The 24,755-nt window shown below is 69.5% G+C and carries 24 protein-coding genes; 12 read left to right on the forward strand and 12 right to left on the reverse strand.

The window, feature by feature from the left end; all coding sequences use genetic code 11:
- Positions 1–3 precede the first annotated feature (3 nt).
- Positions 4–1,191: a mandelate racemase/muconate lactonizing enzyme family protein gene (locus tag BM339_RS33400; protein WP_075023434.1), complete on the forward strand. Its 1,188-nt coding sequence runs from the start codon at positions 4–6 to the stop codon at positions 1,189–1,191.
- A gap of 45 nt (positions 1,192–1,236) precedes the next feature.
- On the opposite strand, the gene BM339_RS33405 is transcribed toward BM339_RS33400, so the two are convergent.
- A complete protein-coding gene (locus BM339_RS33405; protein ID WP_083598270.1) occupies positions 1,237–2,946 on the reverse strand; it encodes a DUF6119 family protein in 1,710 nt (569 codons plus the stop codon).
- Between the two features lie 180 nt (positions 2,947–3,126).
- Between BM339_RS33405 and BM339_RS33410 the strand changes: the two genes are divergently transcribed.
- Entirely contained in the window at positions 3,127–4,770 is a 1,644-nt protein-coding gene (locus BM339_RS33410; RefSeq protein ID WP_021593401.1) for an N-6 DNA methylase, read from the forward strand.
- Between the two features lie 51 nt (positions 4,771–4,821).
- Here the strand turns inward: BM339_RS33410 and BM339_RS33415 are convergent, their stop codons facing one another.
- Positions 4,822–5,667, reverse strand: coding sequence for an alpha/beta fold hydrolase (locus BM339_RS33415; RefSeq protein ID WP_075023436.1), 846 nt, complete (start codon positions 5,665–5,667; stop codon positions 4,822–4,824).
- A 64-nt stretch (positions 5,668–5,731) separates the two neighbouring features.
- On the opposite strand from BM339_RS33415, the gene BM339_RS33420 reads away from it, so the two are divergent.
- Entirely contained in the window at positions 5,732–6,343 is a 612-nt protein-coding gene (locus BM339_RS33420) for a TetR/AcrR family transcriptional regulator (RefSeq protein WP_075023437.1), read from the forward strand.
- 280 nt (positions 6,344–6,623) lie between these two features.
- On the opposite strand, the gene BM339_RS33425 is transcribed toward BM339_RS33420, so the two are convergent.
- Positions 6,624–6,839 carry a hypothetical protein gene (locus BM339_RS33425; protein ID WP_075023438.1) on the reverse strand — a complete coding sequence of 72 codons (216 nt, stop codon included), beginning with the start codon at positions 6,837–6,839 and terminating at the stop codon, positions 6,624–6,626.
- Positions 6,840–6,993: 154 nt separating this feature from the next.
- Here BM339_RS33425 and BM339_RS33430 point away from each other — a divergent pair, with 154 nt between their 5' ends.
- Together BM339_RS33430 and BM339_RS33435 are read left to right on the forward strand one after the other, a co-directional pair.
- Positions 6,994–7,806, forward strand: a complete 813-nt coding sequence (locus BM339_RS33430; RefSeq protein WP_021593404.1) for a helix-turn-helix domain-containing protein — start codon at positions 6,994–6,996, stop codon at positions 7,804–7,806.
- The gene (locus tag BM339_RS33435; RefSeq protein ID WP_075023439.1) at positions 7,803–8,009 is read left to right on the forward strand and encodes a DUF397 domain-containing protein; all 207 of its coding nucleotides are present in this window, start codon (positions 7,803–7,805) and stop codon (positions 8,007–8,009) included. Before BM339_RS33430 ends, BM339_RS33435 begins: the two co-directional genes overlap by 4 nt.
- Before the next feature lie 35 nt (positions 8,010–8,044).
- On the opposite strand, the gene BM339_RS33440 is transcribed toward BM339_RS33435, so the two are convergent.
- The 7 genes from BM339_RS33440 to BM339_RS33470 all read right to left on the reverse strand — a co-directional run bounded on the left by BM339_RS33440 (position 8,045) and on the right by BM339_RS33470 (position 14,749).
- Positions 8,045–8,428 carry a type II toxin-antitoxin system death-on-curing family toxin gene (locus BM339_RS33440; protein ID WP_075023440.1) on the reverse strand — a complete coding sequence of 128 codons (384 nt, stop codon included), beginning with the start codon at positions 8,426–8,428 and terminating at the stop codon, positions 8,045–8,047.
- A gap of 2 nt (positions 8,429–8,430) precedes the next feature.
- Entirely contained in the window at positions 8,431–8,634 is a 204-nt protein-coding gene (locus BM339_RS33445) for a ribbon-helix-helix domain-containing protein (RefSeq protein ID WP_075023441.1), read from the reverse strand.
- Positions 8,635–8,772: 138 nt separating this feature from the next.
- Positions 8,773–9,648, reverse strand: coding sequence for a branched-chain-amino-acid transaminase (ilvE, locus tag BM339_RS33450; protein WP_075023442.1), 876 nt, complete (start codon positions 9,646–9,648; stop codon positions 8,773–8,775).
- A 32-nt stretch (positions 9,649–9,680) separates the two neighbouring features.
- A complete protein-coding gene (locus tag BM339_RS33455; protein ID WP_075023443.1) occupies positions 9,681–10,805 on the reverse strand; it encodes a M24 family metallopeptidase in 1,125 nt (374 codons plus the stop codon).
- A 19-nt stretch (positions 10,806–10,824) separates the two neighbouring features.
- Positions 10,825–12,606 carry a thiamine pyrophosphate-binding protein gene (locus BM339_RS33460; RefSeq protein WP_218163821.1) on the reverse strand — a complete coding sequence of 594 codons (1,782 nt, stop codon included), beginning with the start codon at positions 12,604–12,606 and terminating at the stop codon, positions 10,825–10,827.
- Positions 12,603–13,454, reverse strand: a complete 852-nt coding sequence (locus BM339_RS33465) for a hypothetical protein (RefSeq protein ID WP_075023444.1) — start codon at positions 13,452–13,454, stop codon at positions 12,603–12,605. Before BM339_RS33465 ends, BM339_RS33460 begins: the two co-directional genes overlap by 4 nt.
- Positions 13,451–14,749: an MFS transporter gene (locus BM339_RS33470; RefSeq protein WP_021593410.1), complete on the reverse strand. Its 1,299-nt coding sequence runs from the start codon at positions 14,747–14,749 to the stop codon at positions 13,451–13,453. The genes BM339_RS33465 and BM339_RS33470 overlap by 4 nt, the downstream gene beginning before the upstream one ends.
- Positions 14,750–15,081: 332 nt before the next feature.
- Here BM339_RS33470 and BM339_RS33475 point away from each other — a divergent pair, with 332 nt between their 5' ends.
- The 6 genes from BM339_RS33475 to BM339_RS33500 all read left to right on the forward strand — a co-directional run bounded on the left by BM339_RS33475 (position 15,082) and on the right by BM339_RS33500 (position 20,241).
- Positions 15,082–15,891: an IclR family transcriptional regulator gene (locus BM339_RS33475; RefSeq protein WP_075023445.1), complete on the forward strand. Its 810-nt coding sequence runs from the start codon at positions 15,082–15,084 to the stop codon at positions 15,889–15,891.
- A gap of 74 nt (positions 15,892–15,965) precedes the next feature.
- On the forward strand, positions 15,966–16,943 hold the full coding sequence (locus BM339_RS33480) for an NAD(P)-dependent alcohol dehydrogenase (RefSeq protein ID WP_177287845.1): 978 nt from the start codon (positions 15,966–15,968) through the stop codon (positions 16,941–16,943).
- A gap of 238 nt (positions 16,944–17,181) precedes the next feature.
- Complete coding sequence (locus BM339_RS33485; RefSeq protein WP_075023447.1) at positions 17,182–17,829, forward strand: dihydrofolate reductase family protein; 648 nt, start codon at positions 17,182–17,184, stop codon at positions 17,827–17,829.
- Between the two features lie 77 nt (positions 17,830–17,906).
- Positions 17,907–18,524, forward strand: a complete 618-nt coding sequence (locus tag BM339_RS33490) for a dihydrofolate reductase family protein (protein ID WP_075023448.1) — start codon at positions 17,907–17,909, stop codon at positions 18,522–18,524.
- A gap of 137 nt (positions 18,525–18,661) precedes the next feature.
- Positions 18,662–19,243, forward strand: a complete 582-nt coding sequence (locus tag BM339_RS33495; protein ID WP_143118707.1) for an alpha/beta hydrolase — start codon at positions 18,662–18,664, stop codon at positions 19,241–19,243.
- 50 nt (positions 19,244–19,293) lie between these two features.
- The gene (locus BM339_RS33500; RefSeq protein WP_075023450.1) at positions 19,294–20,241 is read left to right on the forward strand and encodes a hypothetical protein; all 948 of its coding nucleotides are present in this window, start codon (positions 19,294–19,296) and stop codon (positions 20,239–20,241) included.
- Between the two features lie 12 nt (positions 20,242–20,253).
- On the opposite strand, the gene BM339_RS33505 is transcribed toward BM339_RS33500, so the two are convergent.
- Together BM339_RS33505 and BM339_RS33510 are read right to left on the reverse strand one after the other, a co-directional pair.
- Entirely contained in the window at positions 20,254–20,589 is a 336-nt protein-coding gene (locus BM339_RS33505) for a TraR/DksA family transcriptional regulator (protein ID WP_075023451.1), read from the reverse strand.
- 42 nt (positions 20,590–20,631) lie between these two features.
- On the reverse strand, positions 20,632–21,627 hold the full coding sequence (locus tag BM339_RS33510) for a HEAT repeat domain-containing protein (protein WP_143118708.1): 996 nt from the start codon (positions 21,625–21,627) through the stop codon (positions 20,632–20,634).
- A 25-nt stretch (positions 21,628–21,652) separates the two neighbouring features.
- Between BM339_RS33510 and BM339_RS33515 the strand changes: the two genes are divergently transcribed.
- Positions 21,653–24,715, forward strand: a complete 3,063-nt coding sequence (locus tag BM339_RS33515; protein WP_075023453.1) for a hypothetical protein — start codon at positions 21,653–21,655, stop codon at positions 24,713–24,715.
- The last annotated feature ends 40 nt before the right edge of the window (positions 24,716–24,755 follow it).

Consider the following 24,755-nt stretch of genomic DNA (forward strand, 5'->3'; position numbering starts at 1 on the left):
GCCATGCGCATCACCGCCCTCCGCGCCACTCCGGTCGCCGTCCCCTACCGGACCGACGAGGTGTGGGCCTTCGGCCGCCGCTCCGGCCTCGTCTCCGTCATCGTCGAGGTGGACACCGACGAGGGCCTCACCGGCCTCGGCGAGGCCGCCGCGTACCCGTCCGCGGACGTCGTGCTGGGCGTCCTGCGCAGCCTGGAACCCCTGGTCATCGGCTCCGACCCGCTGCGCATCGAGCAGTTGATCCAGCGCATCGACGTCGTCGGCACCTGGCACCACATCGGCTCCAGCAGCCCTGCCATCGCCGCCGTCGAAACGGCCTGCTGGGATCTCCTGGGCAAGTCGTGCGGCCGTCCGATCGTCGACTTCTTCGGCGGACGTTTCCGCGACGAGGTCGAGTTCTTCCACTACGTCGCCGCCTCCGACCCCACCGAAGTACGCACCGAGGCCCGCCGCGCCGCCAAGTCAGGCGCCCGCCTCTGCTACCTCAAGGTCGGCGCTGACACTTTGGAAGCCGACATCGAACGCGTCGCCGCCCTCCGCGACGGCGCAGGCCCCGAAATGGGCATCCGAGTCGACGCCAACGAGGCATGGTCCCCAGGCGCAGCCATTCAAGCCACACGAGCCCTGGAGCCGTACGGCTTGGAAATGGTCGAACAACCGGTGTCGGGTCGGAACCTCCCGGAAATGGCCTACGTCCGCAGCCGCCTGAACACCCCGCTACTGGCCAACGAAGCCTCATGGACGCGCACCGACCAGTTGGCCGTCATCCACCATCGGGCCGCGGACGCCCTCTCCGTCGACAACCAGATGGACGGCGGCCTCCTCAACCTCAAACGCTCAGCCGGAATCTGCGCCGCCGCGGGCCTCCCCGTCGTCAAACACAGCCTCGGCGAACTCGGCATAGCCCTGGCAGCCGCCGTCCACGTGATCGCGGCAACCCCCAACTTCCGCTACCCCAACCAGGCCTACGGCGCCCTACTAACCGACGACATCCTCCGCACCCCCTTCGCCGGCCCCCTGGAGAACTACACGAACGGCCGACTCCCCGTCCCAACGGCCCCAGGACTGGGCGTAGACCTGGACTCAGAAAAGGTGGCCCGCTACGCCGACCTCTACCGCACCTCAGCAGCCGACTTCACCTTCCACGACCCGAGGGCCCTAACTACCGCCCCAGCCCTCCCCAAGAGATGAGTCGGCGGGCGGGGTCGGCAGTCGCGCGAGTGCGGCAGGTCGCGGTCAGGCCGCCGCTGAGGAGGCCTCCTCGTGGGGGATCGAAATGACCTCCACCTCGATGCCGTAACGGGAGAGCGTCCGCGCCAGATGCGCGAGCGCGATCTGCGCGTTAGGGAAGAGCGTCGCCGGCGTCAGCGGCGTGCGGCGGTCGACCTTCATCGCGAGGACGACCTTCTCCGGGCGCCAGCCGTCCGGCAACGCGCGCCTGCCCAGGCTCGTCTGCTCGACGAGCTCGGCGAAGGACGCGCGGGCCTCGGGACGGAGGTACAGCGACTCGGCGGAGACAAGGGCCTGGCTGAACATATGGCTGAAGGGCTGGGTGCGCTTGCCGCCCTTGACGTGGATGAGTTCGTTTCCCGGCCCGAGCAGGTCGCACGGCTCGAACCCGTGCGAGCCGTGGAACTCGGTGCGGGCACCCGTCCGGTCGAGGCTGAGGAAGCGGTCGACACCGAGCGAGTCCTGGACCCACTCGTTGTAGACGGCCTCGCCGCGCTTCTTCGATCCGGGCGGCGGCTTGAGGTCGCGGCTCCAGACCGGAAGGTCAAGGCTCGGCACGGACCTGAACAGATCTGCGATCCGGCGCTGGACGGAGGTGAAGTACTCGGTTCCGCCCTCGTACCAGGTGCCCTCCACGAGGAAGTACTCGTGCTCGTCCACCCGGACGGAGGCCGCCAGCCACTTGTCGGCCGCCGCCCTGCCGAGGACGCGCTCCCCGTCGTCGTCCTCGCACATCCGCACCTCGCCGCGCCGGAGTGCCTCGATCGCAGCGAGCGCCGGGACGCGGGGCTGGAACCGGCAACGGCGGAGGACGGAGTCCACATCGAGGTCTCCCCGGTGGCGGATCAGGGCGGACCCGATCTTGATGGCGTAACCCTGAGCCTCGTGGACCTGGTCCGCGAGGTCCATCGGGACGGCGGCGGCCAGCCGCATCCCGCCGTCGTGGCCCGGCTCCGCGCGCAGCCGCGCGTCAAGGCGCCTGTCGAGGTCGGTGAGGCGCCAGTCGTCCCGGACGGGCGTGATGGCCTCGACGAAGGCGAAGTCGTCCGGCACCCGCCGAGCGCGGATCTCGGAGATCCTGCGCAGGAGCGCGACGAGGCGTCCGCGGTCGAGCGGAACCCGCAGCCGGAGCCCGGCGGACCCCTCGACGCGGATCCGCCGGGTGCCGGAGAGACCGAGGTCCGCGGGATCGACCATGCCCGCGAGCCTGCCGACGATCTCGGTGTACTCGCTGAGGCCGATGTGCCCGATGGGGATGCCGGACGGGACGTGGGTGGCGTCCTGGCGCCCGAGCCCGGTCATCGAGCGCCGGACGACGGAACGGACCTGCTCGGCGTCCACGGCCCGGATGGTGAACCCGAGCCCGAAGCGGTGGTCCTTGAACTGCTCGGGGATGGTCCGCCAGCCGCCGCCGAAGCCGATCGCGTACCTGACTCGGTCCACGTCGAGCAGCAGCAGGGCGCCGCAGTCGTTGTTCCGGTAGTCGTCGGGGAGCGGTCCGATGAGGTGTCTCGCCGCGTTCATCCAGTGCGGTGACACGGGGTCGCGCTGCCAATGGAACGCGACGGCCGTGGCGTCCGGGTACTCGGGGAACGCCATGTCACTGGACGCGGCCTCGTCCAGGTACGTCCCCTGCAGCGTTTCGAGGAACGCGGCCTCGTCAGGGGCCGCGTTGGAGATGCGGTAGATCGTCAATTCATGGGTCGACGCGGACAAGGTGAACCTCCGGGGAAGACGGCCCCGGCCAGGCGACCGTGGGCTGGAGAAGGGCGCGCGGCGGGTTCCCGCGGTGGATGCCGCGCTCGACCTGCTGTGTAAACAGAGTCGGGCATCTTGTTAGCGTTGTCAACGCGATTAATGATTGATCAAATGCTCACAGCCGTGTACGTTGCCGTTATGGCTGATGAAGAGCCGCTGGTTCCACCGGCGGAGATCGCCCGGATGGCCGGGGTGACCCGCGCGGCCGTGTCGAACTGGCGGCGCCGCCACGCCGACTTCCCGGAACCCGCGGGCGGTACGGCGTCGGCGCCCCTGTTCTCGTTGCCGGACGTCCGCCGCTGGCTGGAACGGCAGGGCAAGGGCCAAGGGGTGGCTGACGAGGTCAGGCTGTGGCACGCACTCCGCGCCGAACGCGGCGAAGACATGATCGGGGCGCTCGTCGCCGTCGCGGCCGAACTGCGCGGTGAGCGGGTGGAACGTCCGCTGAGCGGGCCCATGGCCGAACTCGTCTCCCAGATGGCGGGTGACCGAACCCCCGGACAGCTCATCCGGGATCTCGCCGCGCGGTTAGTGGCATCCGCGAGCCATAGCGGTGGAGAGCACGTGTCGACGCCCGCGCTCGTCCGAGCCGTCCGACACTTCGCGGGCGAGACGAAGGGCGTGGTCTACGACCCGGCCTGCGGGATAGGCGACCTGCTGCTGTCGGTCGGCGGCGCAAAGGTGTCAGGACGGGTCGGGCAGGACCTGGCAAGGGGGTTGCCCGAGTTCGTCATGGCACGGGCCGCGCTCGAGGAACGCTCCGGCACTGTCGAGGTCGCTCAAGGCGATACGCTCCGCGACGACCGCTTCCCCGGCCTCAAGGCCGACCTCGTGGTGTGCGATCCACCGACCGGCCAACCCGACTGGGGGCGCGACGAACTGCTCCTCGACCCACGCTGGGAGATGTCGCTACCGCCCAAGGCGGAGGGGGATCTCGCCTGGCTCCAGCACTGCCACTTCCATACCGCGCTCGGCGGGCGAGCCGTGATCGTCCTGCCGGCGTCCGCCGCCTACCGGCGATCGGGCCGCCGCATCCGCGCCGAACTGGTGCGCGGCGGCACCCTGGACACTCTGGTGGCGCTGCCCGGCGGGCTCGCCGCGGGGCATTCCGCGCCGGTGCACATCTGGGTGCTCCGACGCTCCGAACGCGCACCCGGTCCGGACGCCCCCGTCCGCATGATCGACCTCACGGACACCGACCTCCGCGGCCCGATCGATCCGTCCGCCGACCAGGTCGCCGAGGTACCGGTCATCTCCCTGCTGGACGAGGACGTGGATCTCACTCCGGGCCGCCACGTCGCCGCCGGACAGCCCGGCGCCGCCGCGTACGCGAAGGCCCGTGCCCGGTTCGAGGAGATGCTCGACGCCCTGCGCGGCGCGTTGCCTCACCTGCCCGAGGGACAGGAGGAGCTCGCCGCCGGCGTCAACGTCTCCGAGCTGATCCGCGGCGGCCTCGTCCAAGTCGAGGACGGACGCCCGGTCTCCACCACTGACCAGCTCGACACGGACTTCCTGCTCGGATTCCTCAAAAGTGCTGTCAACACCCGCAGGAACACGTCCGGCTCCGGCACTCACCGCACCGACCCGCGCGGAGCCCGCGTCCCGCAGATGGACCCGGACCGGCAGCGGACCTACGGGGCCGCGTTCAGAGAACTGGAAACCTTCGTGCAGCGCCTCGAAGAGGCGGCCAAGATGGGACGTCGTGCCGTGCGACTGGCGCACGACGGTCTCACGAGCGGGACACTCGAACCACCCGGCCAGAAAGGCGAGGGCGGCGAGTGAGCGTTCGTCGACAACTAGTTGGACGGCGGCCTCCTCAACCCCCAACGTCCGCTACTGGGGGACGGTGGAGAACTCGGCGATCTGGTCGGTGAGCTTTTGCGGTGCGTCGAGCTGGACGAAGGTGCGGGCGCCCGGCACCTCGATGAATTCCGCGTCGCGGAATGCTTTGTGGAGCCGCCGGCCGAGGCTGGGCTTGAACGCGCGGTCGGCAGTGCCCCACACGATGCGGACGGGCCCCTGGAAGTCCTTCAGTCGGCTGGAGACGTCGAGCAGGTCGCGCGGATCGGCGGCGCGCAGGAACCGCACGGCGTCGTCGCGGATGCCCTGCTGGGTGATCGCGGGCTCGATCCACGATCGGGTCAGCTCGGCGTCCAGCTCGTTCGCGAGAAGCCCGAAACCGAGCGGTGAGTGCCGGAGCAGGCGGCTGCGCATCGGAAGCAGGTTGAACCTCATCAACCGGGGGCCCTTGAGGAGCGAAAGGACGATGTTGAACGGGAAGGGCGGGAAACTGTCGAAGGCGTCGCAATTGGTCAGCACCACGCGTCCGACCCGGCCGGGGTCGGTGTCGAGGAGGAACTGGACGAGCGCGCCGCCGGTGTCGTTGCCGACCAGTGTGACGTCGTCCAGGTCGAGCGCCTCCAGGAAATTCGCGATCTGCCGGGCGACGCCCCGTGGCGATTGATCGGCGTCGGGACGCAGTGGAGTTCGGTGCGCACCCAGCGGCCAGTCCGGGGCGTACGACCGTATGCCCCGCTCGGCGAGGAGGTCGGCGACCTTCGACCACACGGCGCCGTTGACGAGGAACGCGTGGACGAACACGACCGGCGGTGCCGCGGACTTCTCGGGACCGGTGACGCGGTAGTGGACGGTCCCGCTCGGAAGATCGATCGTCTGCATGCGCGGACTCCTCTTCGCCGAGTGAAGTAACATACAGTGTGCATGTAACTTACGGGCAGAGTGTATGAAAAACTCGCGGCGAACACAAGCGGACCGGACGGCGGCGACTCGCGCCGCCCTGATCGCGGCGGGGCGCAAGCTCTTCGCCGAGCACGGCTACGCGGGTGTGGGCACCGAGACCCTGACCCGCGAGGCGGGCGTCAGCCGCGGCGCTCTCTACCACCAGTTCGGCGACAAGACCGAGCTGTTCGCCGATGTCCTGGCCGACGTGGAGGCCGACGTCACCCGATCCCTCATGGAGGCGGTGCCGTCCGGCGACACCGACCTGGTCGCCGTGATGACACGCGCCATGGAAATGTGGCTCGACGCCTGCGAGAAGGCGGAGGTGCGCCGGATCGTCCTGATCGACGGCCCCTCGGTGCTCGGCTGGGTCCGCTGGCGCGCGATCTGCCAACCGCACATCCTCGGCCTGATCGAGGCGGTCCTGGCCCAGGCCGTGGAAGAGGGCGCGCTGCTGCCATTGCCGGTGAAACCCCTGGCACACGTCCTGCTGGCAGTAGCCGACGAAGCCGCCCTATATGTGGACGCGGCCCCCAACCGCCCCGAAGCCCGCCAAGAAATGCTGGAAATCGTCAATACCCTGGTCCAAGGCCTAACCACCCCCGACAAGCGCTAAGCGATTAGCATGGGTGGAGGAGCGCAGGCATCGGGGACGGCAGCGCCCTGGGATTAGCGGTGCTTCACCGCTGGGCGCGGTCTCGGACGCGGTGTGCTGCCCGCGCCTGGTGGCCGTGAGCGTCCAGCGGTGGAACGACGTCGCTGCGGTGGTCTGTGGCCGGCTGCTCGGTGCTTACCGACGTAGCCGATGTCTGCGACGGCCATGCCGATCAAGATGATCAGCATCCACAGGGCGAGTATCGCGACGAGTGACGCGCCGGAGATCGCTAACGCGACGATCACAGCGTCTCTTCGATCTCGCGTTGGTGGGCGAGGGCCTCGCTCAGCAACTCGTAGGAGTCTTCGACGAGGGTCGCGCACAGGCCGTAGTAGATCTCCCTCTGGGTGAGAGGACGGCCGAGGCGCGTGGCCACTAGGCACTTCATCGTCGGAGGCCTGCGGATGTGCCAGGCCTTGTACTGCTCCTGGAGAAGCGCTCGTTCTTGATCGTTCATGGGTCGGGGTTCCCTGCGGGTCGGTTCGGCTTATGACAGGCGACCCTTGCAGGCAAGAGTTACTCTGAGCTACGAACCGCTCACCCCCCGGCGAGCACCCGAGCAAGTGAGGCGACACCCCCGAACCAGCGGGCCGACACCCGGGAGACACCCGATGGCACCCTCGCGTGACACCAGCCCCTCCGCGTACCAGGAAGTGTTCGTCAACGAGCTGCGTGCGCGGCGCGAAGCGTCCGGCCTCTCCCGCAACAAGCTCGCGGCGGCACTGGGCTGCACCCCGCAATGGCTCGCCAAGGTCGAGACCTTCGAGAAACCCCCGTCCGAAGGCCTCGCCGACGACCTGGACACCTACTTCGAGCTCGGCGGGACTTTTCGTCGCATGTGGATGAAGCACCAGGAGGCGCGGAAACGTGGCCTGATCCCTACGGGATTCAGACCGTTGATCAGTGCTGAGAAAGAGGCGGCACAGATCAGCATCTACGAGCCTGTGTTGATCACCGGTCTGTTCCAGACCGAGGAGTACGCCCGGCTGGTGTTCAGCAAGGGGCCAAAGCAAGACAAGATCGATGACCTGGTTGCCATCCGTATGGAGCGCCAGGCGGTCTTAACAAGTCCCAAGGCGCCGATGGTATTTCTACTCATCCGGGAGTCTGTTCTCCGGGACGTCCCATCAGAAGTTCGCGGTGGGCAGTGCAAGCGGCTGCTGGACTTGGCCGGTCTCTCGAACGTCTCCATCCAGGTACTGCCCGCCTGTGCATGTGTCTTCGAGGCAACCGGGTTTCAAATCTTGACATTCGGAGGATCGACGGACGTCGCTTATGTGGAAGGCGCGGGCGGAAATGGTCAGATGCTCTCGGACGCCACAGAGGTTCAGAAGCTTGCCGTACTCTTCAATCTGGCAAGATCTGAGGCACTGTCGGCGTCGGGATCCGCCGCCCTGATACAGAGCATCATGGAGGACACGTGAGCACCCCCGACCTGTCATCCAGCAACTGGCGTAAGAGCACGTACAGCGACTCCTCTGGGGGCAACTGCGTGGAAGTCGTGGGAGTGGCCCCAGGCGTGGCCGTCCGGGACTCGAAGGACCCGGACGGGCCGAGGTTGGCGTTCGGGCGTGCGGCGTTCGGTGCGCTGGCGCGTGACATCCGGGCCGGCCGCTACGATCGGTAAGCGGGTACGCAACGGCAGCGGTCAGGGCGGCCGTCTCAGTTGGCTGCCTGTATCAGTGGCTCAATCCGCTTGGTGATAGCCGGAACGTCATCGAGGGCGTGCGTTGCTATGTCCAGGACGGTCGCGAACAACTCGTCCTCCGCCGCAGGATCGAACCGCGCTCCGTTGAGCTTGAGGAAGACGTCGGTCACAGCGAAGGCGACCCGCTTGTTCCCGTCAGTGAACGGGTGCGAGGTGGTGAGCGAGTGCAGCAGCGCAGCGGCCTTCTCCGGCAGGGTGGGGTACGGATCCAGACCGAAGGCTTCGGTGGACGGTCGGGCTGCGGCGGACGCGACAAGGCCGAAGTCACGGACGTTAAGGTTCTCGTCCACGATCCGGCGCCCGATGGAAATGATCTCTTCAGCTGTCAGGTACCGCATGCTTATGCGTCGCCGAGCCGATCCAGCAGGCTCCGATGGTCTCGACCGGTCTCGTCGGCGAGTTCCAGCACGTGGGCGAGTTCGCGGCGCTGACGGTACTCTTCCAGCGCGGTGATCAAAATCGCGTTCTTGGACCGATGCTCGGCTGTGGCGACTTCGTCGAGCCATGCGTCCAGATCGGTGGGCAGACGTGCTGCGAAGGCCACGGTGGACTCCCTCAAGGTCTTGGATGCTGTGGTACCACAGATGGTACCAATGGCTGTGGGCTTCCGGCTTCGGCGGTGCGGCGTCGCGTTCGGGTTGGTCCTTGCGCACCGAACACGACGCCGCGTAATGCAGAAGCGTTAGGAGACCGGGGTGGTTCTGTGGGGGGATGCCAGGGCCTCTTGGTAGGCGGTTTGGAGGGCGGTCAGGATTGGGCCGGGTTTGCCGTTGCCGATCTTGCGGCCGTCTACCTCGACTACTGGTACTAGGCCGCCGGCGGTGCTGGTGAGGAATAGCTCGTCGGCGGTGTAGGCGTCGTAGAGTTCCAGGTCGGTCTCGCGTACTTGAAGTCCTCTCTCGGTGGCCAGTTCCAGGGTCGTTTCTCTGGTGATGCCGCGGAGGATGTCGTGTTGCGGGGTTTTCAGCACCTCGTCGGTGACGACGAAGATGTTGAAGCCCGGTGCCTCGCACAGGCGGCCGTGCACGTCGAGCATCAGCGCCTGGTCGGCGCCGGCGGCCTTGGCCTCGACCTTCGCCATGACCAGGTTGAGGTAGTTCAGGCTCTTCACGTGTGCGTCGAGCACTTGCCCTGGCGGGCGGCGCACCGCGACGGTTTTCACGCGGAGGCCCGCTTGCGAGGACCGGTCTATGTACGGGCGCGCCATGATGATGAGGTTCGGCACGCAGCCGGTGGGGTCCATCAGGGGCGTGCCGTTCGAACCCCTGGTGAGGATCCACTTGATGTAGGCGTTCTGCAGTTCGTTTCGGCGGACCGTCTCTATGACCAGGTCCTTCAGGTGCTTCTCGGTGACGGGGCAGTCGAGGGCGACCGCCGCGCAGGACTTCAGGAAGCGCCGCACGTGGGCGTCCAGCTTGAAGATCCGGCCCTCCCAGGCGACCACGGTCTCGAAGACGCCATCGCCGTAGAGCACCGCGTGATCCAGGATCGACACCGACGCCTGCGATTCGGGGACGAATTCGCCGCCCGCGTAGGCGATTCGTTCATCGGTGTTCATATGGGTACCTCGTTCTCGGTATTTGGGTCGGGCTATTCGCCGATTACGATCATTTCTTCGGTTCCTACGGCGTCGGAGAGGACCACCGGGGCGTCGTCGGTGATGAGGACCATGTCCTCGATCGAGAAGCCGCCGAGGTCGGGGTCCTTTCCCATGGGCTCCAGCATGATCACCATGCCGCTCTCGTACTCGCCCTCCGCGAAGGGGGTGAGGACCGGGAACTCGTGTTGCCCCACTCCGAGGGAATGGCCGATGAACGGCATGTCGCAGTGCATGCCGCGGCGCTCGTACTCGCGGACGCAGACCGAGTACGTGTCGTGTACCGGGCGTCCGGCCCGCATGGTGTCCATGGCCGCGTAGTGGACGTCGCGGTTCCTGCGCCACGCGTCCCGGAGGCGGGTGGACGGCGTGCCCGCCACCGCGGTCCGGTGGATGTCGGAGCGCCAGCCGCCCATCGTGCCGCCCATGTCGACACGGAGCATGTCCCCGCGCTGGAGGGGCGTGTCGCCCGCGACGCCGTTGAGGATGTCGCCGCGGCCCCGGGCGAGGGTGACGAATTCGAGCGTGTCGAATCCGTGCGCGAACAGCTTCTGGATCGCGCGTTGGCGTATTTCCACCTCGGTGTCGCCGATGCTTGTTTCGGCATAGCATTCCGCCAGTGCGCGCAGGGTGGCGTTGGCTCGGTCTTGCAGTTGCCGCTGCTCTTCCGGTGATTTGATGGACCGCATCTCGTGCAGGGCGGGTGTCGCATCGTCGATCGTCACGCCGGGGAGGGCGCGGGTGAGCTCCTCGTAGTAGCCGGCGCTCAGGTGGTTCTTCTCGACGAGGATGCGCCGGTTCGGGAGCCCGCGTTCCCGCAGCGCCTCGACCAGCGCCTCGATCGGCGACTGGCGGTACTCGGTGTAGACGACGAGGTCGCCGATGTGGCGGCTCTGGCGCCGGATCACGTCCCGGGTGATGTCCGCGATGACCCAGAACGGCTCCGCGGACGTGTGGAACACCGGCATCAGGAGGCGCTCGGGCAGCAGGCGCAGGGTGGGCGGGACGACGTCCGCGACCAGGAACACGTTCTGCGGCTCGCTGACGATCAACGCGTCGGCGCCGTCGAGCAGCCGGCGGATCGGCCCGTCGAGAAGGCGGTCGAAACGAGTGGTCATGGTGGCTCCTTCGTGGGTGTCAGACCGGCCGGTCTCCGGGCCGGACCTGGAGCGTGCGGTTGTCCACGCCGGGCAGCATCCGGGCGGGGTCGCGGGTCACGACGACGTCGACGACGGTCGGCGCGTCGTGGGCGGACATCGCCTGCTTCAGCGCCGGGCCGAGGTCGTCCGGGTGCTCGACCCGGTGCCCGTGGCAGCCGAAGTTCCGCGCGAGCTCGGCGTAGTTCGTCTCGATCAGGCTGGCGGACTGGTAGTTGCCCTCGCCGTAGACGGCGTGCTGGAGCGCCTTGATGTATCCGGACGCGGCGTTGTTGACGACGACGAGGGTGAAGGCGACGCCGGCGCGGCGGGCCGTCTCCAGGTCCCCGATGGTCATGTTGAGGCCGCTGTCGCCGGTGATGCTCACCACCGGGGCGGCGCTGCCGCACTCGGCCCGGACGGCCAGGGCGGCGCCGAGCGCCCCCGGCAGGCCGTAGCCGATCGAGGCGAAACCGCGGTCGGCGACGAATCCGCGTCCCGCGCGCCTGGTGTCGTGCAGGAGGCCCGCCCAATGGCTGGCGAAACCGCCGTCGGCGATGAGCACCCCGTCCTCGGGGAGTGCCCGGTTGATCTCGCCGACCACGCGGCCCATGTTGACCGGGACCTCGTCGCTCTCGTACCGGGGGCGGGCTTCGGCGTCCCAGGCGGAGCGGCGTTCGCGCAGCTCGCGCAGGTACGCCGACCGGTCGGCCGGCTTCGCCGACTCCAGCGCCGTGGCGAGGTCGGACAGGCCGGAGTGCGCGTCCCCGAAGAGCCCGACCTGCGTCGGGGCCCAGCGGCCGATCTCCTCGGCGACGATGTCGAGGTGGATGAGCGGGGTGCCCGGACGGGGGAGGGCGTAGCGTTTCGTGGCGATCTCTCCGAGCTTGCACCCCACCACCAGCAGGCAGTCGGACGACTCGATGAGCTCGTTCGCGTACCGGCTGTACCGTCCGAACAGGCCGACGGACAGGTCGTGGACGCACGGGATGGCGCCCTTTCCGCTCAACGTGTGCGCCACCGGGATCCCCGCTCCTTCGGCAAGGCGCAGGAGGGCATCGTGGGCGCCCGAGAGATGCACGCCGCCCCCGGCGAGGATCAGCGGGCGCCGGGCCTGTGCCAGCAGTGCCGCCGCGCGGTCGACCTCGAACGCGTCGGGACGGGGCCGCCGCGCCGGCACGCGGGCGGTGGCGGGATCGGCGAAGAAGTCCTCCGCGGCGAACACGTGCTCGGCATGCGCGACGTCTTCCGGAACGTCGAGCACCACGGGCCCCGGACGCCCCGACGTCGCGACCGAGAAGGCCCGCCGGACGAGTTCGGGGATGCGCTCGACGGCCTCGACGCGGATCAGTTCCTTGACGGCCGGACGCAGGATCTCCACCTGCCGGGCCTCCTGCGTCATGTTCTTCCAGGAGTGGCCGCGATGGGTGTTCCCCGTCAGCGCGATCACCGGGACGCCCGCGTTCAGCGACTCCACCAGTCCCGTGACCAGGTTGGTGGCCCCGGGCCCGAGGGTGCCGTCGCAGATCCCGGGACGTCCCGTCAGGCGGGCGTAGGCGTCGGCCGCGAACGCCCCGATCCGCTCGTCGTTCACCAGGTGGTGCTCCATGCCCAGCACCCGGACGGCCTCGTAGTACGGGAGCAGCTGGAAGCCGGCCATGCCGAACATGGGGCCGGCACCGTTGATCCGGAGCATCTCCGCCAGGGCTCGCCCCCCGGACATGGGCCCGCCGGGCGACGACCGCGGCCCTGCGTCGTCCCGTCCCTCGGTCGTCATGGTCATCGCGGTTCTCCTAGTCCAAGGTGGTCGTTTTCCAATGAAGCCAGCACGAGGCCGACGAATTCGGACGTCGGCATGCCCGGACGGGCGCCGAGGCGCGCGGCGGCCTCGTTCCGCGCCGACAGCACGCCGTCGTGGTAGGTGGAGCGCCCGTCACCCACCCGGGCGGACGTGGCGGACACCGTGGCCGCCGCGATGCCCCGCGCGTCCAGGGCCGGCAGCCGGCCCAGCCCGGCCGCGTCCCTGCCGACCCCGGCGTCGTTGAAGACGGCCGCGGCCGCCGCCGCGCGCAGGGCGGTGGCCGGCGTGCCGCCGAGCAGCCCGCCGTGGGAGCCCGTGACCAGCACGTCCCCCTCGTCATCGGGGCCGGCCAGCGAGGCGGAGTCCAGCGCCCAGACACGCGGGCGGCCGTCGCGCAGCAGGTGCCGGGCCTCCTCCGCCGGAGCGGGAGGCACCGGTGCGGCCACCGACCCGGCGAGCGTTCGGACGGCCTCCTGGCAGGGCATGCCGACCTCGCAGCCCAGCGCGCGGGCGGGCGCGTTGACGGACGAGACCGTCCCGTGCCGCAGCGTGTCGCCGCCGTCCCCGATGCGGGCGGTCACGTGGCTGACGGCCGCGGCCGGCACCCCGAGGTCGCCGAGATCGTCCAGGCCGCTGACGCCCGCCCGGTCCCGCCCGACGCCCGCGTCGTTGAACACGATCGCCCGCACTCCGGCCCGGGCCGCCAGCCGGGCCGGGTAGCGGCCCCCGTGCGAACCGACGACCGCCACCGCCGACGCGTGGCCCCGGTCCAGTTGCGTGGCGCTGTCGACGACGACCAGGTCGTCGGCGTAGCACGGCCCGCCGCTCACCGGCCCCTCCCCGCGGGGACCGGCGTCCGGGTCACCAGGAAGGTGAGCAGCGCGGCGATCATGATGAAGCCGCTCATCACCACGAGCCCGAGCCGGGTGTCGCCGGTGAGGTCGGTCAGCAGGCCCAGCACGTAGGGGCCGACCAGGCCGCTGATGTTGCCGAGCGAGTTGATGAACGCGATGGCCACCGTGCAGAGGGCGCCCGCGAAGACCGTCGAGGTCCGCGCCCAGAACAGCGGGCTCGCCGCCTGGATGCCGCCCGCGGCGAAGCACAGGCAGATCAGCGCCACGATCGGCGACCCCACGAGCGTGCTGGCGAGCAGCGTCAGGCCCCCGACCACCAGGCAGACGATCATGTGCCAGCGGACGTCGCCGGTCCGCGTCGAGGAGATGCCGACCAGGAACATGACGACGGCGGTGAAGGCCCAGGGGATCGCCGAGATGAGTCCCGCGCCGACCGTGCCGACGTCGAAGTGCTCCTTGACGACCGTCGGAAGCCAGTACGTGATCGTCCAGAACCCGACGATCATGCAGAAGTAGAGCACCGCGTAGATCCACACTCGCGGGGTGCGCATGACCTCGGCCAGCGCGCCGCGCCGGTGGGCGCCGCCCGGCTCGGACGCCTGGGCGTGCTCCAGCAGGTAGCTCCGCTCGTCCGGCTTCAGCCACTTCGCGTTCTTCGGGCCGTTCGGCAGGACGAAGAACACGATGACTCCGAGCACGATGGCCGGCAGGCCCTCGATGAGGAAGACCCATCGCCACCCGGCCATTCCCAGGGCGCCGTGCATGAGCAGGACCGCGGACGTGATCAGGCTGGTGAGCGCCAGGCCGACCGGGACGGCGAGCTGGAAGGTCGAGTACGCGCGGGCGAAGAGGCGTCCGGGGCACCAGAACGTCAGGTACAGGATGACCCCGGGGAACAGGCCCGCCTCGGCGGCGCCGAGCAGGAACCGGAGGATGTTGAGCGAGACCGGGCCCGTGACGAACATCAGGGCCACGGTCACGATCCCCCAGGTGATCATGATCCGGGCGATCCAGACGCGGGCGCCGAACCTGTGCAGCGCGACGTTGCTGGGCACCTCGAAGAGCAGGTAGCCGAGGTAGAACAGGCCCGCGGCGAGCCCGAACGCGCTGCCGCTGAGGCCGAGGTCGTCCGACATCGGGGTCGCCACGACCCCGAGGTTGGCCCGGTCCATGAAGTTCACGAACAGGATCAGGACGAGCAGGGGGAACAGGCGCACTCCCAGCCGCCTGAAGATGCGCCGTTCGAGCGCCTGGTCTTCCTTCGGCGTCATTGCCGTGTCTTCTACCGTCACTGCTTCCGTCCAATCGCCCTGACGCCGCCCTCATGGCGGTGGGCACCTCGTTGAGCTGGTCGGTTCCGTATGACGATACTGAGTTCCGAAATAGTGTCAAGAGTCGTGCGACGGACTCGGCAGCTGATCGGCCGGATGCCCCGCCACCCTCGGCAGGCGTTTCGACGGCTGTCACCGGCAGCGCCGATCGATCCGGAAGGTTCTGCCTCGTCAGGCCGTGCGAGGCCGGTGGGGGCCGGGCGCGCCGCCCGCACCGCCGGCGGCGGGCTAGATTGGGCGAGCGAGCACGGATCCAGGTGTGAGGGGGCTCGGTGGAATCGGTCCAGAGTGTGGAGCGCGCGGTGGCGATCCTCGTCTCGCTGTCACGCGGCGGCCGTGACGGCCGGAGGCTCATCGACGTCGCCGCCGACACCGGCCTGCAGAAATCGACGGCGCACCGGATCCTCAACACGCTGGCCCAGGACGGGATCGTCGAGCAGGACGAGGTCGCCGGACGCTTCCACCTGGGATTCGAGCTCTTCGCGCTGGGCTTCGCCGCGGTCAACCGCTACGGGCTCATCGACCTGGTCAACGACTCGCTGCTGCGGCTGGCGGCGGAGACGGAGGACACGGTCTTCCTGTCGGTGCGCAACGCGGCCGAGGCGATCTGCGTGGACCGTGCCAGCGGCGCGTTCCCGATCAAGACGCTCACCCTGCGCATCGGCGACCGGCGCCCGCTCGGCGTCGGCTCGGGCAGCCTCGCGCTGCTGTCATGGCTCCCGGACGACGAGGTCAAGCGCGCCCTGGACGCGAACGCCTCGAAGCTGGGCAGCTACCCCAATTTCGACGTCGACACCCTGCTCCGGCTGGTCGAGGAGAGCAGGAGCCGCGGCTACACGTTCAACGACCAGATGCTGGTCCCCGGCATGCGCGCCGTCGGCGTCCCGGTGATCGGCAAGGACGGCCGGGCCGTCGCCGCGTTGAGCATCGCCGCCATCGAGTCGCGCGTGGACGAGGACCGCCGCGCGGAACTGGCCCGGCTGCTGGCGGAGGAAGCCGAAAAGGTCGGAAAGCGCCTTGAGGAGACCACCGACGGACTGACCGAGTCCAGCATCCGCCGTCTCCTTCCCGATCTGGCATAAACCGTCCGCGACGGGGCGCCGGCGTCCTCATCCGGCCGAGGGAAGGCGGGAATACCCGGCTAGGATGCGCCATTATGAAAGCAGCGGTGCGCAGCCGGTACGGGCCGCCGGAACTGGTCCGGATCGCCGAGGTGGACACGCCCGCGATCGGTGACGGAGACGTCCTCGTGAAGGTGCACGCGACGACGGTCAACCGGACGGACTGCTCTTATCGCGCGGCCAAGCCCTTCTTTATGCGCGCGATCACCGGCCTGGCCCGCCCGCGGCGTCGCATTCTCGGCACCGAATACGCGGGAGTGGTGGAAGCGGTCGGCGCGGACGTCACGTCCTTCGCGGTGGGCGACCGTGTGTTCGGGTACAACGAGGGCCCGTTCGGAGCGCATGCCGAGTACCTGAAGGTTCCGCAGGACGCTCTCATCGCGATCATGCCGGAAGGCCTGACGTTCGAGAAGGCCGCTGCCGGTACCGAGGGCTCGCATTACGCCCTGTGGTTCGTCCAGGTGGCGGGCGTCGAGGCGGGAAATGACGTCCTCGTCTACGGCGCGACCGGCGCCATCGGTTCGGCCACGGTGCAGCTCCTGAAACACCACGGCGTCACCGTCACCGCGGTCTGTGCAACGGCGCATGTGGAGCTGGTGAAAGGCCTGGGCGCGGACCGGGTCGTCGACTACACCGTCCAGGACTTCACCCAGGATGAGCAGACCTACGACGTGGTCCTCGACGCGGTCGGCAAGAGTTCGTTCAGGCGTTGCAGAAAGTTGTTGAAACCGCGCGGAGTGTATCTGTCGTCGGAACTCGGCGCCGGATGCCAGAACGTGCTATTGCCGTTCATCACGCCCCTGTTTCGCGGCAGGCGGGTGAAGTTCCCCCTGGGAAAGACGAACCAGGAGACGATCCGGTATCTCGCGAAGCTGATGGAAACAGGAGAATTCAAGCCGGTCATTGACCGGCGGTATCCGCTGGAGCAGATCGTCGACGCCTACCGGTACGTCGAGACGGGGCAGAAGGTCGGCAACGTCGTCGTCACCATCGTCCCGCCGGATCCGAGCTGAGCGGAGACGGCCGGGTGAACCCTGGGTTCGTCCAGCCTCCGAACCGGACGTCCGAGCGCCCTGGACGTCGCGCGGCCCACCTGACCTGGAGGTTGTCCCTGGTAGAGGGGGTATGTGCTCGTCTGGCCACAAATTTTTCCCGCGATCTGGACGAGGTGATGTCGAGACGGCCGGGGCGGCTCCGACCTTCTCGTGACGGTGCCGGAAGGCGGCGCCGATGGATCGAAGGAGCACTGCGATGTCCGAAGTCCGCGTCCACAACTTCACGATCTCGATCGATGGCTTCGCGACCGGCGAGGGGCAGGCCCCGGACGCTCCGTTCGGGCACGCCGGCGAGCGCCTGCACGAGTGGATGTTCGCCACCCGGTTCTGGTACGAGATGGGCGGCGGCCAGGGCGGCAGCGTCGGTGCCGACAACGCCTTCGCCGTGATGCACGGCCACAACATCGGCGCCGAGATCATGGGCGCCGGCAAGTTCGGCCCGCCCAACTGGCAGGACGACCCCGACTACAAGGGCGCCTGGGGCCCCAACCCGCCGTTCCACACGCCGGTCTTCGTCCTCACCCACCGGCCCCGTCCCTCCATCGAGATGGAAGGCGGCACCACCTTCCACTTCCTGAACGCCTCGCCCACCGACGCGCTCAAGGCGGCCCGCGAGGCCGCCGGCGGCAAGGACGTGCGCCTGGGCGGAGGCCCCACGGTGGTCCGCGACTTCCTCACCGAAGGCCTGGTCGACCACATGCACGTGGTCCAGGTCCCGATCCTGCTCGGCCGGGGCGTCCGGCTCTGGGACGGCCTGGAGTCACTGGAAGAGGCCTACGAAATCGAAGCGGTCTCCACCCCCAGCAACGTCACCCACCTGACCTTCACCGCCAAGCGCCGGTAACGCGAGGAGCGATGAGTTCCGGGGGCGGCGCTGGTCGAACCCGATGAGCACCACGCGATGTCCAAGGAGGACCGACAATGCGAAAGATCACCGCAGGGCTGTTCATCTCGCTCGACGGGGTCGTCGAGGACCCGCAGGACTGGCATTTCCCGTACTTCAACGAGGAGATGGGCCAGGCCGTGGACGGCCAGCTCGGGGCGGCCGACACGCTCCTGCTCGGCCGCAAGACCTACGAGGGCTTCGCAGAGGCCTGGCCGGACCGGGAGGAGGCGGGTGGCGAGGACGCCGAGTTCGCCAAGAAGCTCGGAGACGCCCGCAAGATCGTGGTTTCCCACCAGGAACTGGAGCTCACCTGGCGCAACTCCGAAGTGCTCCGCGGCGACCTCGTCGAGGCGGTGACCGCGCTGAAGAACGAGCCGTCCACGTCCGACATCGGGATGAGCGGGTCGGTGTCGGTCGTCCGGCAGCTTCTGGAGGCGGGCGTCCTCGACGAGCTGCACCTGCTGGTGCACCCGATCGCCGTGCGCAAGGGCATGCGCCTGTTCGAGGACGCCGACACGCCGCTGCCACTGAAGCTCCTCTCGTCCAAGACCTTCACGACCGGCGTCCTCCACCTGGTCTATGCCCTGGACGAGGACGCCCCGACCGGCGACTACGAGAAGGCCAAGGCAAGCCTCCCGAAGACCGACGCCTAACCGCCGCCCCCCTCCGGCGCACCACCGCCGCCAGTGACCAGTCCGCCCTGAAGGACGGCGCCAAGCCGCCGGAATGGTCGATGATCGTCCGGAGCGCCGGACCCGGATTCGCGTGCCGAATCGCCGGTACGAGCACGGTGCGGAAGATCGCCGCCTTCGAGGGGGGCCACGGCATGGACGGCATATGGCGGCGGGGGATCTTGACCGCCGGCGGGGACGCGCGCACTCCCTTCGACGTGTACGCGATCCAGAGCTATCTGGCCGACGCGGTGGGCAAGGGCACGCCGCCGTTCGCCGTGGCCTCCGTGGACCGCTGGTTCCAGGGCGGCGCAGTCATCGACACCTTGATCCCGTTTCTGGCCCGGCGGGGGCTGCGGACCGCGCGTGTCGGCCTCCTCGGCTGGTCAATGGGCGGCGACGGAGTGCTGCGGCTGGCGGCCGAGCACGGCCGCTCGCTGGTGGCCGCGGTGGTGGCGACCTCCCCGGCGATCACCGACAGGACGGCGCGCTCGTACGCGCGGCGGCCGGCCGGGATTCCGGTGTGGGCGGCCTGCGGCAGCCACGACTCCTTCTCCGGCCCGACCAAGGAGTTTCTCGCGACCGTGCGCGACGGGGGCGGCCACCCGGAGGGCGGGATCTACTCCGGCTGCCATGACACGGCGTTCCGCCGGAAAATGCTCCCGCGCCAACTGGCCTTCCTCGGCTCTCACCTGACCTGAGCCGACCGCCGCGGGCGTCACCCACCACGGTGAGCCACTAGTGTCCGGCTGTGATCGATGAGCTTGTCGACCGGATCCTGCAGGGCGATGATCTCGCGGTGGAGGACCTTGAGGTTCTGATCCACGGCGACCCGGCGGTGCTGGAGCTGCTGCGTCCGCAGCTCGTCCGCCTGATCGACGCCCCGCTGTACATGCCCGAGACGCTCTTCAGCGGGGCGGATGAGGACTTCCAGCGTGAAGCCGTCCGGCGGGTCGACTCGGGTGAGGGATCCGGGCAGGATCTCGTGGCGATCCTCACGGCGATCCGCGGCCCGGTCGCGGACGAGGCGCTGCACCGCTGGTCGATGCGGCCACCGACCGGGGCGGATCCGGACGGTTTCGTCCGGTTCCTGCGCCGGTACGGCTGCGAGTTCGACGACCGCGGACGTCGGCGCGAGATCTGCGGAGATGTCGCGTACCGGCTGGTGCCCGAGCCCTTGAACGCTTCAGAGGACGCGCGATGCCCATGGTGCTCTTCCCCGCTGTGGACCGCACTCGACGGCGGCACTTCCGACGGGCGGTCCGCCGCCGCTCTCGCCCACACCGGATGGAAGGGACGGCTGAGAGTCGTCGCCTGCTTCTTCTGCTCGACCTACGCCACCGTCTTCACACAGGTGACTCCGGACGGCGCCGCGACCTGGTCCGCGTTCACGACCCGGCCGGCTCACCTGGAAGGGCGGACGTTGACGCAGGAAGATCCGCCTGCCGTGCGGCTCGTGCCCGGAGAGGAACGGCAAGGCGACTACGAGGGGCACGACTGCGAGGGCGGGTCCACGCTCGGCGGGCGTCCCGGCTGGGTGCAGGACCCGGACTACCCGGACTGCCCAGCCTGCGGAAAGCTGATGGACTACGTCGGCGCGGCGGCCGGCGGCGACACCATCGGAATTGACCACGGCGTCCTTTTCCTGTTCCTGCACGCCCCTTGTGGAATCGTGGCCGTGGTCAGCCAGTTCGACTAGAGGCTGGACGAGTCACGAAGCGCAGGCGAGGCAGGTTCGGGTGGCGGGGCGGGCGGTCAGGCGTTCTGCGGCGATCGGGGCGCCGCATTGTTCGCAGATGCCGTAGGTGCCCTGGTCGAGTCGGCGCAGTGCGTCGTCGATGTCGGTCAGGTGGGTGCGGGCGCGGCTCAGGGACGCATCGATCCGGGCGCGTTCGAAGGCGATGGTGGCGCCTTCCGGGTCGTGTTCGTCGTCCACCCCGGTCTGCGTCGACGCTTCGACGAGGCCGTCCCAGTCGCCGCTCAGCGACGCGATGAGCTTCACCGTGTCGTCGCGGTCCGCGATCAAGCGTTCCTTCGCCGTGGTCATCTCATCCCGAACGCCCACCGCCCTGCCCCCATTCCGGCGGGGCTACCCGTCGCCGGAGGCAGCCGGGTCGGGGTCCAGGCGGGCGAGGGCGATGCGGGCCCTTTCGAGCTTGTGGTCGTGCAGCTTCCGGGACAACTCGGCCTCGGGACGGTTGCCTTCCATGTCGCTGATGTAGTCGCGGAGCACCGCGATCCCGCGCGGGTCGCCGAGGTCGGCGAGCAGGTGGGCGGCGTACGTCGGGAGGTAGCCGTGGCGCAGGTGCTGGGCGAGGAGTTCCACGGCACGGTCGTCCTTCATCTGCACCAGCCCGGCGAGTGCCGCGCCGTCCTCGTGGTCGCGCAGGTGCTCGCGCGCGTACCGGACCAGCGCGTCGGCCACCCGTGGTTCGTGGAAGGCGGCCAGTGCCTCCACGGCGGCGTTCCGGAGCTTCTTGCCCGGTGCCGCACCATGCGGTCGCGTGCCGTCCAGGATTCCGAGCAACGGGTCGATCGCCTCCGTCGCGCGCAGGTCGGCGAGTACCGTGGCGGCGCGGGCGCGGATGTCGTCATCGCGATGGTCGAGCGCGCGCAGCAGCCGTCTCGTGTCCCCGGCTTCCTGCAATGCGGCCACGTCAGGCGGCCCCATCAGTCCACCGGGCGGTGGCCATCGCCGACCGGCACGCTTTTCGTGCCGGTCGGCCAGGGCCCGCAACTCGGGCGCGACCCTGCGGGACCGTTCGAGAAGGTGCCGGGTCGCGAGGAGACGCTCGTACGGTGCGAGGTACTTACCGGAGATGTAGGCCGCTCGGCGGAACACCTCGCCGTACTCGGCGTCGATCCGCGCGATGGTCTCCAAGCAGTCGGCGGCCACGGCATCGACGACGTCGGCCGCGTCCCGGAGGGCCTTCGCCGTCGCCGTGGGCCCGAGCCGGCCGTCCAGCAGCGCGCCCAGCCGGGCGCCGACATCGGCCGGATCGAGCTCCAAGCCTTCCGGACGCCGCCCCGCGTACCACAGCCGGTACTCGGCGGTGAGGGCGATGGTCCTGCGCCGCAACCGCATCCGTCCAAGATCTACGATGTGGCGCATGCCGGACAAGGGGCGTGCGCGGCGCCGGTGGTTCCCTGTGGCCGGCGTGGTCCTGCTCGTGCTCGGTGGGCTCGTGGCCGGGCAGGTGGACGCCGCGCTGGGGTTGCGAACCGCGCCTGCCGGCGTGCCGGCGGAGCGTATGGTGGCGGGGACGGCCGCACCTGCCGCCGGGCCTCCGGATCTCACCTCGATCGTGCTGCCCGCGGACGGCCCTGACCTTGACCGGCGGCGGGAGCGGCTCGCAGCCGAGGCGGTCGCCGCCGCGCTGGCCGGGCGCGGACGGCCCAGGCCCCAGGTCGGCACGGTCAGGAAGGGCACGGCGCTCCGGGTGGAGAAGGCCGCCTCACTGGCGGCACCGGCCGGCAAAGAGGATGAGGCGTTCCGGCTCCGGAAGCGGGACGGCGGGCTGCTCCTGCAAGCGTCGACGTCCGCCGGTGCGGCCAACGGGCTCTACGCGATCGCGGACCGGATCCGTTCGGGAGCCGAGGTCCTCCCTGATGACCAGGACGGACGGGTCGTCGCGCCCGCGTTGCCGCTGCGACTCATCGACCACGGGTCCGTGGGCTTGACGGCCGACGAGCCGGCGTTCGCCAAGGGAGACGACTACGGGCTCAACACCGATGTGGTCGGGCCCGCGGTGCTGAAGCGCGCGCCGTGGGTGGACGCGTCGGCGGCGGCGGCGATCGGGCACCAGTTCCGGCAGTTCGTCGACCATGCGCTGGCGGACGGCTACAACGGCGTCGTCGTGCCCGGGTTCCTGGAGTACGTCACGTTCAGCGGCGTCGGTGACGGCCACGCCGTGTACCGCGAGGGTGACCCGCACATCGCACGGGCGCAGGCGATGCGCGCCGCGTTCGGGCCGGGCTGGAAGTACGCCCACGACATGGGCATGAAGGTCTACTTCCAGACCGACATGCTGGCGCTCTCCCCGCCTCTGGAGAAATACCTCGGCGACCTCGACACATCGAGTGCCCGGCTGTGGTCGGTTTACCGGGCCGGGCTGCATGAATTGTTCACGACCATGCCCTACGTCGACGGCCTGGTGGTCCGCATCGGGGAGGGCGGCGAGGACTACAAGTTCGCCGGCTGGGACTACCGCTCCGAGATCAAGGTGACCACGGTCGAGCAGGTGCGCGCGATGCTCACCGCGTTCCTGCGCCAGGCGGGCGCGGACGGCCGCGACATCGTCTTCCGCACCTGGAGCGTCGGGGTCGGGGCGGTCGGCGACATGCACACCGATCCCGCGTCCTACCACGAGGTGCTGGACGGCATCGACGACGAGCATCTGATCGTCTCGACCAAGTACACGCTCGGCGACTTCTACAGCCACCTGCCGCTCAACACGACGCTGCTGACGGGGAAGCAGAAGAGGATCGTCGAGTTCCAGTCTCGGCGGGAGTTCGAGGGCTTCGGGGCGCTGCCGAACAATCTCGGCGGCCTCCACCAGCAGGCATTGAGGACGTTCCTCGCCAAGAACCCCAACATCGTCGGCCTGTGGAACTGGACGCAGGACGGCGGCCCCCTGCGGGCGGGCCCCATGACCCTCTACCTGCGCACCGGGTTCTGGCAGATGTGGGACGTGAACGTCTACCTGACCGCCCGCCTGGCATGGGACCCGGACCTGGACGTCGCGAAGGCCACGAACGACTGGATCCGCCGGACGTTCTCCGACGACCCCGAAACCGTGTCCGCGATCGCGCAGGTCATGGCGCTGTCCCGGACCGCCGTCGGCAAGGGCCTCTACATCGGCCCCTACGCGGACACCACGGTCAAGGCGCTCGGCCTGGAGCCGCCGCCGATGATGTGGATCTTCGAGTGGGACATCGTCACCGGGGACAGTGCGGCGCTGGACACGATCTACCGGGTGGCGAGGCCCAGGCTGGAGGAGGCGATCGGCGAGGGCGAGGACGCGGTGGGGCTGGCCCGCCGGATGCGGGCGCTCATCGACGGCACCGAGGCGGAGTCCTGGCGCGACCCCGCGCTGCGGCAGCGGTTCGCCGACACGATGGCCTACCAGGTCGACCTGTTCGGCACCCTCGCCGCGTACCGGACGATGGTGTTGCGGCACGCGCAGTGGCTCGACACCGGCTCGGCCTCCGCCCGGACGGCCTGGCGCGCGGCGGAGAAGCGCTTCAAGACGGCCGCCGCCGCGCACGTGCGCCGCTACGGCGGGAACACCGCCCTCCCCGCGTACAACTTCACCGCCGCCGAGATCGGGATGAAGCGCGCGGACCGGGACGAGGCCATGGCCTGGTTCGCGCGAACCCTCCTGGCGGGCCTCGCCGTCGTCTTCGTGCTCGGCGGTTCCCTCGGGCAGCGGCTCTTGCGGGGAGCGCCCGGATCGGCCGCGTTCCGGGGCCTCTGGCTCGGCCTCACCCGGCCCTGGCGCGTCGCATCGGTCGAGCCTGCCGGACGCCTCGACCGGGTCCTCGTGTGGCTCGTCCCCGCGGCGGTCCTCGTGCTGAGCCGGGCCGTCTACACCTGGTTCGCGGCCCCGGCTCACCTCGTCCTCGTCCTCGGCGCCTGGCTGGCCTTCGCTCTCGCGCTGCGGTGGCTCACGCGCGGCAGCGACCGGTTCGCACTGAGCGCCGCGATCGGCGGGGTCGCCCTCGGCCGGACCGTGATCCTGCTGGTCGCGCTGGCGGGACGAGGCCCCGGCCGGTACTGGTACGACTTCTGGACGGAACCCGGCCTGCGCTCGCTCTACATCACGGTCGCGTTCGCCGCGTTCTGCTGGACGTTCGCCATCGCCTACCGCGTCCTCCGCGACGCCTACGGCCTGTCCGTGCGCCGCGCGACCGGCGTGACCCTGATCGGTGCCGGAGCGCCGCCGGCCGCGCTCGGCTCCCTGGTCGCGGCGATCGGCCTGGAGGACGCCATGACGATGTGGAACGACCAGCTGGCGCTGCTGCCGTGGGGCCTGTCCCGCATCCTCGGCATCACGACGTACCTCGGCATCCCGGCCGCGCTCCCGGCGATCACGGCCGGGGCGGGCGTGGTGCTGGTGGCGTCCGGCGCGCTCCTCGCCGGGCGTACGGCGGCGCGGGCCGAACGCGCCTGAAAGGCCGGATGCGGTCTTCGCCATTCCACAAACCGACTGG

This window comes from Actinomadura madurae, assembly GCF_900115095.1.
Lineage (GTDB): Bacteria > Actinomycetota > Actinomycetes > Streptosporangiales > Streptosporangiaceae > Spirillospora > Spirillospora madurae.